The sequence below is a fragment of the Luteibaculum oceani genome (assembly GCF_007995015.1).
Lineage (GTDB): Bacteria > Bacteroidota > Bacteroidia > Flavobacteriales_D > Luteibaculaceae > Luteibaculum > Luteibaculum oceani.
The window spans coordinates 294,242-307,470 of record NZ_VORB01000001.1; the positions used below are offsets into that span (position 1 = coordinate 294,242).

At 39.0% G+C, this 13,229-nt stretch carries 14 protein-coding genes; all 14 read left to right on the forward strand.

Annotated elements, in window-relative coordinates; all coding sequences use genetic code 11:
• Positions 1-54 precede the first annotated feature (54 nt).
• Positions 55-489, forward strand: coding sequence for a bactofilin family protein (locus FRX97_RS01270; RefSeq protein WP_223266536.1), 435 nt, complete (start codon positions 55-57; stop codon positions 487-489).
• Positions 419-700, forward strand: coding sequence for an AtpZ/AtpI family protein (locus FRX97_RS12460; RefSeq protein WP_147012566.1), 282 nt, complete (start codon positions 419-421; stop codon positions 698-700). The genes FRX97_RS01270 and FRX97_RS12460 overlap by 71 nt, the downstream gene beginning before the upstream one ends.
• A 12-nt stretch (positions 701-712) precedes the next feature.
• Positions 713-1,078: a hypothetical protein gene (locus FRX97_RS01280; protein WP_147012568.1), complete on the forward strand. Its 366-nt coding sequence runs from the start codon at positions 713-715 to the stop codon at positions 1,076-1,078.
• A 76-nt stretch (positions 1,079-1,154) separates the two neighbouring features.
• Positions 1,155-2,240, forward strand: coding sequence for a F0F1 ATP synthase subunit A (atpB, locus tag FRX97_RS01285; RefSeq protein WP_147012570.1), 1,086 nt, complete (start codon positions 1,155-1,157; stop codon positions 2,238-2,240).
• A 34-nt stretch (positions 2,241-2,274) separates the two neighbouring features.
• Positions 2,275-2,484 (forward strand): ATP synthase F0 subunit C, encoded by a 210-nt coding sequence (atpE, locus tag FRX97_RS01290; RefSeq protein WP_147012572.1) that lies wholly within the window; start codon positions 2,275-2,277, stop codon positions 2,482-2,484.
• Positions 2,485-2,563: 79 nt separating this feature from the next.
• A complete protein-coding gene (locus FRX97_RS01295) occupies positions 2,564-3,058 on the forward strand; it encodes a F0F1 ATP synthase subunit B (protein ID WP_147012574.1) in 495 nt (164 codons plus the stop codon).
• Between the two features lie 6 nt (positions 3,059-3,064).
• On the forward strand, positions 3,065-3,619 hold the full coding sequence (gene atpH, locus FRX97_RS01300; RefSeq protein ID WP_147012576.1) for an ATP synthase F1 subunit delta: 555 nt from the start codon (positions 3,065-3,067) through the stop codon (positions 3,617-3,619).
• 14 nt (positions 3,620-3,633) lie between these two features.
• Complete coding sequence (gene atpA / locus FRX97_RS01305; protein WP_147012578.1) at positions 3,634-5,214, forward strand: F0F1 ATP synthase subunit alpha; 1,581 nt, start codon at positions 3,634-3,636, stop codon at positions 5,212-5,214.
• 17 nt (positions 5,215-5,231) lie between these two features.
• Positions 5,232-6,110: an ATP synthase F1 subunit gamma gene (gene atpG / locus FRX97_RS01310; RefSeq protein WP_147012580.1), complete on the forward strand. Its 879-nt coding sequence runs from the start codon at positions 5,232-5,234 to the stop codon at positions 6,108-6,110.
• A gap of 93 nt (positions 6,111-6,203) precedes the next feature.
• Positions 6,204-7,274: a T9SS type A sorting domain-containing protein gene (locus FRX97_RS01315; protein WP_147012582.1), complete on the forward strand. Its 1,071-nt coding sequence runs from the start codon at positions 6,204-6,206 to the stop codon at positions 7,272-7,274.
• A 53-nt stretch (positions 7,275-7,327) separates the two neighbouring features.
• Positions 7,328-10,564, forward strand: a complete 3,237-nt coding sequence (locus FRX97_RS01320; protein ID WP_147012584.1) for a sensor histidine kinase — start codon at positions 7,328-7,330, stop codon at positions 10,562-10,564.
• Positions 10,551-11,327, forward strand: a complete 777-nt coding sequence (locus FRX97_RS01325; RefSeq protein ID WP_147012586.1) for an enoyl-CoA hydratase/isomerase family protein — start codon at positions 10,551-10,553, stop codon at positions 11,325-11,327. Before FRX97_RS01320 ends, FRX97_RS01325 begins: the two co-directional genes overlap by 14 nt.
• Before the next feature lie 6 nt (positions 11,328-11,333).
• Positions 11,334-12,809, forward strand: a complete 1,476-nt coding sequence (locus FRX97_RS01330; protein WP_147012588.1) for a lipopolysaccharide biosynthesis protein — start codon at positions 11,334-11,336, stop codon at positions 12,807-12,809.
• Positions 12,790-13,221 carry a dUTP diphosphatase gene (dut, locus tag FRX97_RS01335; protein ID WP_147012590.1) on the forward strand — a complete coding sequence of 144 codons (432 nt, stop codon included), beginning with the start codon at positions 12,790-12,792 and terminating at the stop codon, positions 13,219-13,221. Before FRX97_RS01330 ends, dut begins: the two co-directional genes overlap by 20 nt.
• Positions 13,222-13,229: the final 8 nt, after the last annotated feature.

Sequence of the window (13,229 nt, forward strand, 5' to 3'; positions counted from 1 at the left end):
TGTTTTCATTGGTAGTATAGCATTTTACATAACTTTGCAAACAAATTTGTTCGAATGTTCGGGAACAAAAAAACGTCAAACATGGCTAAAGGATCGGAAAACGGTAACCCAGAAAAGCTTAACCGCATAGTAGAGGGTACTGTAATTGAAGGGGAAATTAAATCTGAAAGCAACATCCGTATCGACGGAATTGTTAAAGGAGTAACAACTACTCAGGGAAGACTGGTAATTGGTCCTAATGGAGTAATCGAGGGAGAGGTTGTTTGTCGCAACGCTGATATCGAGGGTACACTAAACGGAAAAATTACAGCTTCAGAATTATTAAGTTTAAAGAGCACAAGTAAATTAACTGGTGATATTGTTTCAAGAAGATTGGCTATAGAGCCAGGAGCAGTATTTACAGGTACTTGTACAATGGGTGCTAAGGTTAAAGACCTACTTCAGGATCCTAGCAGCAACACAGAACCCAAGCTTGCAAGAGCCAAATAAGGAAAAGGAAGATAAGCGCAAACTTCAAGCGAAGTTTGCTACCTATACTGGCTCCGCCTTTAAAGTGGTTGGAGCCATTTTACTTTTTTTCTATTTCGGCAGGTGGTTGGATGAAAAGTTCGGTTTCGAAAAACCATGGCTTGCCATGACTGGGAGCCTTGTGGGGGTTGCCGCAGGCATTTACTCCTTAATCAAGGATCTCAATCGCTAGTTTCATCAATTCATGACTAAGCCTTCTCAACTGTTTCTAACCGGAGGAATTGCTTGGATTTCTCTTAGTGTTTTATTGAGCGCTATTTTCCTTCCCGCTATACTTTGGCCTCAATTGGCCATTGCCAGTTTTTTCTACTTGTATGGTATAAGCAAGAATTTCGGGTTAACAAGACTGCACAAAAAAGGAATAAACACACCATTAGTAGTTTTAGCTTTTCAAGGATTCTATTTTCTTATTGCATTGTTTCTGGTGGCATTAACCATGCTAATAATACCCGAACAAAAAAAAACATACCTACCTCTAATCTTGCTTAATTCCTTGCTGTATTTAGCACTCGACCTGGTTCAAATGCTAAAACAAAAACCCAATAATTAAACAAATTAGGTAAAGCGCATCTTTTTTAAGCATTTATTGCCTACTTTTGCGACCGATTTTAAGCCCATCTTAAGGAATGTTAAGAAGACCAGTATCATTTAAAATCCTTTTCAGCTTTTTAAGCTTGTTTGTTGGACTTAGCGCTGTGAGCGCGTCTTCATCGACTGAAGGTGACCATGGTTCAGAGGAGTTTAACCCGAAGGACATGATTCTTCACCACATCGCCGATGCACACGAATGGCATTTCTGGGATGTGAAAGACGAAGAAGGAAACTTACACCCTGTAAGTATGCCATTACCGGTAATTCTATACCACAATGGTAACCTTGACATTTTCATGTCATCTGAGTTTCATCACGGAACTACACCCGTTACAAAAGGTAACAACACCTATGTTATGAATCACGGTAAGATTTATATCGCTGATGAAAATGGTGAGTTAATTCCAGATGGCCACGGACATTACCTAAACGCTAAGCCTTTAGATCTTTCCATAACCAAGAACGTAGCTTCTATGTGGTTATCTATCATTCTGTTAATTCTTATAATGGGTACTGTAGCCCGTACATACAAGAAAAACGGATTAGTACCTAGAGGATTTGCAGGTGTTATAGAACCTATCGTTCTTTTTGTAAGGGACGAAATTGCAAGACCAAACATTTCTGGAGACAAGTACAAGAGATTCCTTCCTTTCTTGTTAACCGTATTCTTCTTTATCTGGATTAACAACCTCCTAGGATTGATTCCAATTCTAGCGCCTAACTTAACAGGTAACATTTCAGTTACTTTGGTATTAGCGCTTTTCACTTTAATCATTACCAATGTATCTGGTAACAAAGGATACTGGGGTCACATTTTAGCACCACCAGTTCCGATACCAATGTGGGTAATTATGATTCCAGTGGAGTTAATTGGTATTTTCACCAAGCCATTTGCACTTATGGTTCGTTTGTTTGCGAACATCACTGCAGGTCACATTCTAATCTTAAGCTTAGTATCCCTAATATTTATTTTCAAGTCGGTGTATATGTCGGCACTTTCTATTCCATTTATGGTATTTATGAATGTGCTTGAGTTATTAGTAGCGGCGCTACAAGCTTACATATTCACCTTATTATCTGCGTTATTCATCGGTATGGCTACCGAAGAAGCGCACCACTAAAATTGGATTTATAAACAACAAATAACAGTAAATCATGACTGGAACATTAGCAGCAATTGGAGTTGGATTATCAGTAATCGGTGCCGGAATGGGTATTGGAAAAATTGGTAGTTCTGCTACTGAAGCTATTGCAAGACAGCCAGAGGCTGCGAGCAAAATTCAAACTGCGATGATTATCGCTGCGGCTCTTATCGAGGGTGTTGCACTATTTGGTGTAGTTGCATCTGCTTTCTTCGGAGCATAAGAAAACTTACAAAGCCTGTAACGATTGGTTACAGGCCTTGTTTACTTTAAACTGTTAAGACACAACAACTCAGAATATCATGGAATTAGTTACTCCAGAATTAGGATTATCGATTTGGACCGCAGTAGCATTCATTATCCTTTTAGTAATCTTGCGTGTTTTTGCTTGGAAGCCAATTCTTGAAGCAGTTAACGCTAGAGAAGAAAGTATTAGTTCTGCACTAGCAGCAGCTGAGGAAGCTAAAAAGGAAATGGCTTCTTTAAAGGCAAGCAATGAAGAACTTCTGAGAGAAGCCAACGAGGAGCGTCAAAAGATTATTACTCAGGCTAAGGCATTACAAGATAAGATGATCACTGAAGCTAAAGACAAAGCTAAAAGTGAGGCAGAAAAAATCGTAGCTGATGCTAAAGAAAGCATCACTATGGAAAAAGCTGCTGCAATGACTGAGTTGAAAAACCACATTGCAAGTCTTTCTATCGAAATCGCCGAGAAAATTGTACGCGAGCAATTAAGCAGCAGCGATAAACAGAAGGCGTTAGCAGAAAATTTAGCATCAGAAGTTACCCTTAACTAAACCATTATGGGTCAAATAAAAGTTGCAAGTAGATACGCAAAATCACTTTTAGATCTTGCTCAAGAAAACAAGGCATCGGAAGCTGTAAAAGCAGATGTTTTGCTAGTAGCTAGCGCTATTACTGAGAACAAAGATTTAGAGTTGCTTTTGAAAAGCCCAATTATCCGTGAGGATAAGAAGGTTAAGATATTGTCGGAAATTTTCAATGAGAAGATTTCTCCACTTACGTTGCAATTCATCCAATTGTTGGCAAAAAAAGGCAGAGAGTCATTGCTTTTAGAAATATGCAATTCCTTCACTAACCTTTACAGAAAGGCTAATGACATCCAGAAATTAACCATTATTTCTGCGGTAAAACTGGATGAGAGCACGAAAAAAGAAATTCTATCTAGGGTACAACCTGATGGAATGACGCTTGAAATCGAGGAGCAAATAAATCCAGAGTTAATTGGTGGATTTATCGTAAAACTTGACGACAAGCAAATAGATGCCAGCGTACTGGGATCTTTTAGAAAATTAAAAAAGGATTTTAAAAACAACCCCTTCGTTGCTAACTTTTAAATAAGCAAAGAATTATGGCAGAGGTTAAACCAGCAGAAGTTTCGAATATTTTACGCGAACAGCTTTCGGGCTTCAAATCTGAAGCGCAATTAGAAGAAGTGGGTACTGTACTTCAGGTTGGAGACGGTATTGCACGTATTTATGGACTAACCGGAGTAGAATCTGGAGAGCTTATCGAGTTTGAATCAGGATTAAGAGGTATTGTACTTAACCTTGAGGAGGACAACGTTGGAGCTGTATTATTAGGTCCATCTAAAGGAATTAAAGAAGGTGATACAGTTAAAAGAACTAAGCAAATTGCTTCTATTAAAGCAGGTGAAGGTTTAGTTGGAAGGGTTGTAAACACGCTTGGTCAACCTATCGATGGTAAAGGACCTATCGAAGGTGAAACTTTCGAAATGCCTATCGAGAGAAAAGCTCCTGGTGTAATTTACCGTCAGCCGGTAAATGAGCCACTTCAAACGGGTATCAAAGCAATCGATGCAATGATTCCAATCGGAAGAGGACAGCGTGAGTTAATTATTGGGGATAGACAAACGGGGAAAACTACCGTGGCTATCGATACAATTATTAACCAAAAAGAATTTTACGACAGAGGCGAGCCTGTATTCTGTATCTATGTAGCTATTGGCCAAAAAGGTTCAACCGTTGCAGGTATCGTTAAAACATTAGAAGATGCTGGAGCTATGGATTACACCGTAGTTGTTGCAGCAAATGCTTCTGACCCATCTCCAATGCAGTTCTACGCTCCATTTACGGGTGCTGCAATTGGTGAGTATTTCAGAGATACTGGTCGTCCAGCATTAATTATCTATGATGATTTATCTAAGCAAGCAGTAGCTTACCGTGAGGTTTCTCTACTTCTTAGACGTCCTCCAGGACGTGAGGCATACCCTGGAGATGTATTCTACCTTCACTCTCGTCTTCTTGAGCGTGCTGCTAAGGTGATTGCATCCGATGAGATTGCTGCTCAAATGAACGACTTACCTGAGTCTCTAAAAGGAAAAGTAAAAGGAGGTGGATCACTTACTGCTCTTCCAATTATCGAAACTCAAGCGGGTGACGTTTCTGCATATATCCCAACCAACGTAATTTCTATTACCGATGGACAGATATTCCTTGAGTCTGGATTATTCCTTTCTGGAGTTAGACCAGCGATTAACGTAGGTATCTCTGTTTCTCGTGTAGGTGGATCTGCGCAGATTAAATCAATGAAAAAAGTAGCGGGTACACTTAAGTTAGATCAAGCACAATACCGTGAGCTTGAAGCTTTCGCTAAGTTTGGATCTGATCTTGATGAAGCTACAAAAGCAGTACTTAATAAAGGAGAAAGAAACGTTGAGATTCTTAAGCAAGCTCAAAACTCTCCTCAGTCTGTAGAACATCAAATTGCAATTATTTACTGTGGTACTAAAGGTTTGATTAACCACGTACCAGTAAACAAGGTAAAAGAGTTCGAAAAAGACTACTTAAATGTTCTTGAATTAGAACACCGCAGCACTCTAGATCAGCTTAAGGCTGGTAAGTACACAGATGAACTAACTTCTGTGCTAGAGAAAGTTGCAAAAGAAGTTTCAGCGAAGTACAAAAAATAAGATAAAAGCCTAACCGTATGGCTAACTTAAAAGAAGTAAGGACCAGAATTACATCGGTAAACTCTACTAAGCAGATTACCTCTGCCATGAAAATGGTATCGGCAGCAAAGCTTAAGAGAGCGCAGGATGCAATTACGCAAATGCGTCCTTATGCCAATAAGTTAAAGGAGATTATTGGAAATGTTTCCGCAACTCTTGATATCTCCGAAGGTGCATTATCTGTTGAGCGTCCTAAAAACAAAATCATCGTTGTAGCTATTACTTCGAATAGAGGTTTATGTGGTGCTTTTAACAATAATGTCATCAAAACAACAAAGAGTGTTATCGAAGCAAACGCTCATGCCGAAGTGAAGGTGTTGCCTTTAGGTAAAAAAGCAAACGATTTCTTTTCTAAGACTCCGTTTAAGCTTTCTACCGAGGAATTTAACTACGACCCTATCGCTATCTTCGACGAGCTTACCTTTGAAAATGCAGCGGATATCTGCCAGCAACTAATGGATGCATTCCAAGCTGAAAAAGTGGATGAAGTAAGAGTAATCTACAATCAGTTTAAAAATGCAGCTACACAATACGTGCAAGACGAAACACTTCTTCCAATGCAACCGGAAGAAAAGTCTGACGAGAGCTTATCTAGTGCAGAGTACATTTTTAATCCAAGCAAAGAAGAAATTATTACTTCTTTAATACCTCAAGCGATTAAATTACAACTCTTTAAAGCACTTTTAGATTCTCATGCAGCTGAACACGGTGCACGTATGACCGCGATGCATAAAGCAACCGATAACGCTGGTGAATTACTTAAAGAACTTAAGTTACAGTATAACAAAGCAAGACAAGCAGCCATTACCAACGAAATCCTTGAGATTTGTGCTGGTGCCGAGGCACTTAACGGCTAATTTCTTTGCTTAACATCTTTTTCGACCGCTAATCAATTAATCTTTGATTAGCGGTTTTTGTTTATAGATATTCGCACCACAAAATTCGATAACATGAAGAGACTTTTACTTTTATCTGCCGTATTTGGTGCGTTCACCTCACTAAATGCACAATTCATCATTAACCCATCCACCACGTTCAGTGCTGGAGATGTACAATATCTATCTATAGACACCCTACCTAATAGCGGAATTTCTGCTGGACAGTCTGGAAGCGGTCAGTCTTACGATATTTCTGATTTCGATTTAAACTTCGAAAACATTACCAATTTCAGAGAAGCTGAGCTTATTAGAAACAACGAGAACTTCCCTACAGCTACCATTGGTATTGAGCAACAAGGTGGCCCAGGTGGTGGAACCGTTCAAGTATTCTTTAGAAAAGATGCTAATGGTATCTTTTTAGAAGGAGTTGTAGCTCAGGATAGCATCGTAATTGAATATTCTGATGAGCAAACTTTGGTTGAGTTCCCATCTGCATTTAACTCTAGCTATAACGATACGTATTACGCACAAGCTACTTTTTATGTAGGACAAAACTTCCAAGGAACTCAAATCGATTCTGGTAGAATTACTATTGACGGAAACAGACAAGCCGCTTTTGATGGGTCTGGTACATTAAAGTCTATCACTGGTTTGTTTAACGATGTGCTTAGAGAAAGAGCTACGGTAACAGAAACCCAAACTTTTGAGCTTTGTATTAACCCAGGTATCCCAGGATTTCCATGTGCTTGGCAAGAATTTAACTCTGAGACTTCTACAAATGTAGAGTATAACTTCTACGGTGCAGAATCTAAATTCCCACTAGGAAGCCTTACTTACAACGCGGCTGAAGATACTTTACAAGAAGTTAACACCAACACAGATCCAACCATTACCTCTATTACAGAGTACGATGGTCCTAACGTAATTGAAGGTGGAATCTATCCTAACCCAGTAAAAACTACAGCTACCTTTACCAAGCCAGTTCAGTCTGTAATCCTCATGGATGCTTCAGGAAAGCAGCAAGAGATAAAACTAGTTAACAACAGCATTGACCTTACTGAAGTGAGCAACGGTAATTACATTGTTATTGCGGTTAATCAAGCAGGATTTGTTGAGCACCACCCGATTGTGGTAGCACACTAATTCTACTAAATAAATTTATTTTAGAGGGGTTGATTCTGTCAACCCCTTTTTTTATGCCTAAATCCAAACAAATACTACTGTTTCCAATTGCCATTTCCATTTTGTGGATGGCATTCTATTTGGGCATCCTCGGCACCCAAAATAATCAACAGCCGAAAGATCTTTCCAACTTATTAGAACAAGAAATTACAAGTGGCTATTTAATAATTAATAACGGCCGTATTAGCTCTTGGAGTGGGAATTTCATCCCAACAGATATTGCTAATTATAAAACGGGTTTTGCGGAAACCAGCAATGGACTTTTTTTCCTGTACCCTCCAGTTGCATCGGACCAAAACGGTGTTAAAATACCCTTTCTCACCCTTTCTAGAAATTTCACTGTTTCAAACCGCCATACGGAACAAATCAAACACGACACTCCCTATTACCGGGCATCGCTAGAATCCTTCCCATATTCAAAACCACTTACCTTTAATAATCAGACAGTATATGTTCAGGAAATTAACAATAACCAGGTTAACCATACATGGATCTTCCTGTGCAGTCTATTATTAATAATCGCAAAGATCATTTTAGCAAAATGCTTTCGAAATGACATCCTTCTTTTCCTTTTTTTGATCCTCAATTGGATTGTCTATGCGCGATGCATACCTGATTATCTGTTGGAGAACGCGGGCTACTTTTTTCAACCCATTTCCTATGCTTCTTCCTCATGGTTCACCTCTATAGCTGATGTTTGGTACGCGCTGTTTTTAATGTGTTTATTAATTCGCTATTCAATAAATAAATGGTCCACCAAATTTATTGCCTGTGCAATTGCTATTACGGTACCTCTTGCCTTTCCATCTTTGATAAAAGACGGTGAACTATTTCCCGAGGTAAACATACCCGTGGTAATCGCCCAGGAAGGGGTTAACTTTTGGATTACAATTCTTCTGCTGGCCCTGATTTTCTACCTAATTGTCAAAAAACTAAGAGGACTGCAAAGTACACCCCGCACTAACAGAGTTTTCGTAGTGGTTACCACCATGCTTACAACAGTGATCAACGATTATTATGGATTTGTAGATATGCTACATGTTCTATGGACCATATTAGCCCTGATAGCAGTTTTATACATACCAAAGCAGGGATGGGCTACTGCCGCCTACATTATAATTTTAGGACTAGGCATGGGTTACAGTAGTACCAAATACGCCCAAAAGAAGTTAGACAACAAAGGACAGGTTGCTTCAGAGTATTTATCCCAGTATAATGAGACACCACTAAGCTGGTATTTGCTTCAGGAAGAGTGGAAAAGGAAAAAACATCTGGCTAAAACCCTTGAAAATGAAACAGACTGTGAATCGTTTCTTCGTTCAGAAATCCTAGTAGCTTATCTGGATAAATACGAACCCGTTAAAGCACCTAACAAGGGTGTTGATGGTCCCTTTTTATCTGGCGATTCAATATTTATCTCCCTGCCAAGTTGCACTTATTGGCTTGAAGATCAATCCTCTTTTACCAGAACAGGATTCCCCGATTTACTTGCAGATGAAAGTTGGCAACTTAATCTAGACAATAGATTTTCTTTTGCCAGTTATAACAATAATATACTAGAGGATTGCTCCCCTTACTACAATCCGCCAACAGTTATAGATAAGCTTGCCTTGGAACGATTTAAAGGTAAAATGGAATCATCTGACCATAAATTCCTGGTAAACCGATACCAAAGCAGAACAACCTTTGTATCCTACCCAAAGGCGATTACTACACTCGTTCAGCTTGCGTTATCCATATTTCTGATTCTCTTCTTTATAAATTTTATCGGCAATTTTATACTATCCAAAAGCCAAACAAAATTAGCCCAGCGCATAGGATACTCGCTTATTGCCATCTGTGTTATAACCAGCTTATTAATAGGCTACTTGGGCTACCAAAACCTTACTCGCCAATTTGATGATGAAAACAGAACTGCTCTTTTACAGCAGGCTCAAGTGGCAAAGCAGGCTTTTAACCAACGCCCCGAATGGAGAAGTAAAATCCTAGCTGGAAATAACATTAAGTTAGAAAATTGGCTTACCAAAATTGCTCAAGAACACAAAACCGATTATACCCTTTACAATACGCAAGGGGCCCTAATCGCTAGTAGTGAACCCTTGTTGTACAAAGAAGGTTTTCGATCTTCACTACTTAATTTTAATACCCTTAAAACTGTTATTGAGGAACAACGAATTGTAATTCAAGACGAAATTATAGGAGAATTAGATTACAAAAATGCCTATGTACCCCTGTACGGTAAAGGAAAAGTTCTTATTGCTATTTTAAATATCCCACTGTTCGAGCAACAACAAATTTTAGAAAAAGAACTTCAGGGGTACTCTGCATCCTACTTAAATACCCTTCTAATTACTCTAACGCTTGCTTTGTTAATTGGTCAAATTCTTTCATCGCGAGTTACGCGCTCATTCACTTGGGTAGAAAATGCATTAATGAACCAAAATTCTACAGACGAGCTTACCACCCTGCACTATGACAAGTCTGATGAAATTGGTTCTCTGGTAGAGGCATACAACCAAAAAGTTTCGAGGATAAATACCCTGTTAGATAAAATTGCGGAAAAGGAAAGAGAGGGTGCTTGGCGCGAGATGGCAAAACAAGTTGCCCATGAAATTAAAAATCCGCTTACGCCGTTAAAATTGAAAGCTCAGTGGTTGCAAATGAAGCTAAGTCAATTGGAGCAAAATGAGGCTAAACTAAAAACCGAAGAACTCATTGTAACAGTTTTAGATCAAACGGAATTACTTAAGAACATCGCAAATGAGTTTTCCAACTATGCCTCTTTGGAAAAAAGCAATCCAGAAATCATTGCGTTAAAACCCGAGATGGAAAAAATTGCAGCGCTTTACAGCGAAAGCATGGATGTTATAATTGATTTAGAAATTCCAGATCACCTACAGGTTTATCAAGATAGGAACCATTTTAAAAGGATTTATTCCAACCTTTTTAAAAATGCCATTCAAGCCAAGCGAGAAGACCAAAACTCCATAATTAAGATCGTTGCGAAAGAAATAGACAATGAAATTTCCATTTCGATAACGGACAATGGTGTGGGAATATCCGCTGAATTAATACAACGAATATTCGAACCGAATTTCACTACCAAAACATCGGGAATGGGGCTTGGACTCGCCATGGTTAAAAACATGCTAAATATGGTAGATGCTAAGATTAGTGTAATTTCGACCCCGAATAAAGGAAGCAAGTTTACAATAACCTATACAAATAACCATATTGATGGAATACAATAACGTTTTAGTAGAAATTGAAGATAAGGTAGCTCTAGTTACCATAAACAGACCAAAACAACTTAATGCCCTAAATGCTGAAACCATTTCTGAATTAAGTAACTGTTTTGAAACCTTGGAGCAAAACAAATCGGTAAGAGCAATATTATTAACGGGAAGCGGAGAGAAGAGCTTTGTAGCTGGAGCCGACATTAAAGAATTTGCCTCTTTTGGAAAAGAGCAAGGTGCAGAACTAAGCCGTAGAGGGCATAACCAATTGTTTAACAAGGTGGAAAACCTTACAAAACCTGTTATCGCACTTATTAATGGATTTGCACTAGGTGGTGGGTTAGAACTAGCTATGAGCTGTCATTACCGATTTGCTTCGGAAAATGCCAAACTAGGTTTACCAGAGGTTGGATTAGGCGTAATACCGGGTTACGGTGGAACCCAAAGGCTTCCTCAACTTGTTGGTAAAGGAAGAGCGATGGAAATGATCTTTACAGCTAAAATGGTGAGCGCCAAAGAAGCTTGCGAAATGGGCTTGGTAAATGATGTTGTTGCTCCAGATGACCTTTTGGAACTAGGTAAGAAATCTGCAAAAGCAATTACCAGAAATTCAGGAAACGCAATTGCCGAAGCAATTAAAGCGGTTAATGCCGGATATGAGTTTCAAAACCACGGTCTAGAAAAAGAAATTGAACACTTTGGAAATTGTTTTGGCACCCCAGAATTTAAGGAGGGAACGGGTGCATTTTTAGAAAAACGCAAGCCTAATTTCGACTAAAACTACATGTCGGTTGTAAGAAAACTTGCAAAACAAACTGCAATTTATGGGGTTCCGAATATTCTTTCGAGAACCCTTAATTTCCTGCTTACATACGTACATGTTGGTGTTTTCATGCCCGATAGCTACGGGGTAATTACCGAGTTATACGCATATGTTGCCTTCATTTTGGTGGTTCTGCTTTACGGTATGGAAACCGCCTACTTTAGGTTTGTTCAAGAAAACGACCAAAAAAAGGTTTTTCACACCCTGCAATCGGGTTTATACGCCAGTACCAGCCTGTTTTTAATTTTAGTTTTTGCCTTTCAATCTAGTATTTCGAGTGGCATAGGCTATGCTGGTAATCCAGAATTTATTGGTTGGATTGCCCTAATTATTGCTTTTGATGTGCTCTCAGCCATTCCATTGGTGAAGCTGAGGCATAAAGAAAAACCCCTTGTTTTTGTCGCTATTAACACCGTAGGTATCCTTACCAACATTGGATTAAACCTTTTCTTTTTTCTCTATTGGTTCCCAGAGTACCAAAACGGAAATTCTGACATGTTCTTAGGAGAATGGTTTAACCCAGGCATTGGGGTGGGTTACGTGTTTATTGCGAATATCCTCTCGTCGGGTATTAAATGGCTATTACTAAGCCTCAGAGGATTGCCCAATCCACTAGATTGGGATAAAAATTTGTGGATTAACGCCTTCAAATACTCGTGGCCATTGGTAATCGCTGGATTTGCTGGTTTAATTAATGAGGTGGCCGATAGGGCTATGCTAAAATCTATACTGGCACCTCAAATTGGAATGAAAGCCGCTTTGTACCAGCTTGGTATTTATGGAGCTTGTTACAAACTATCCTTGCTTATAAACATTTGCGTGCAGGCATTTCGCTATGCGGCAGAACCTTTGTTTTTTAAGCAGATTAAGGATAGAAGTGATGATTCCATGGTTAAAATTCTCAATTACCTGGTAGGATTCGTTTTGCTTGTTTTTATCGTGGTGAGTATTTACATCGATTATTTTAAATGGTTTATCCGCACCGAGGAATATTGGGCTGGATTACATATAGTTCCCATCCTACTTCTAGCAAATTGCTTTTTAGCCCTGCACATTCAGATCTCCATGTGGTATAAACTTTCTGATAAAACAAAATTGGGTGCAGGAATTGCTCTTGTTGCTGCGGTTATAACCCTACTTGGTAATATTGCTTTGGTGCCAATTTTCGGATATTTGGGAGCTGCTATAACAACCTTAATTGTCTATGCATTTTTACCAATCGCCTCCTTCACCATTTCCAAAAAGCATTATTTCGTCCCCTATCAGATTAAAAAAATAGGAGTCAATTTCACTTTAGCAATAATTATCGTTTTAATTGGACATTATATCCTTCCCGATCTCCATTTTGCTTTGAAGGGATTATTATTATTGGTTTTTATTGCCGTTTTTTGTTTTCAAGAAAAGTTGATTTTTAGACATGGAAATAAGCGTAATTAATAAATCGAATAACCCATTACCAAAGTTCGAAACCGAAAGTAGTGCGGGTATGGATTTAAGGGCCTCTTTAGATAGCCCCATAACGCTAAATCCAGGTGAAAGAGCCTTAATACCCACAGGTCTTTATATGGCACTGCCCTCTGGGTACGAAGCGCAAATTAGACCGCGAAGCGGCTTGGCATTTAAGCACGGCATTACCGTTCTTAACAGTCCAGGCACCATAGATGCCGACTATCGTGGAGAAATTAAGGTGCTACTTATAAATCATGGGGAAGCTTCTTTTGAAATTAATTCGGGAGAGCGAATTGCACAGATGGTAATTGCGCAATACCAACAGTTTAACTGGAAAGAAACACAATCATTAGACGAAACCCAACGCGGAAGTGGTGGGTTTGGACATACTGGAAAATAACCCTATAA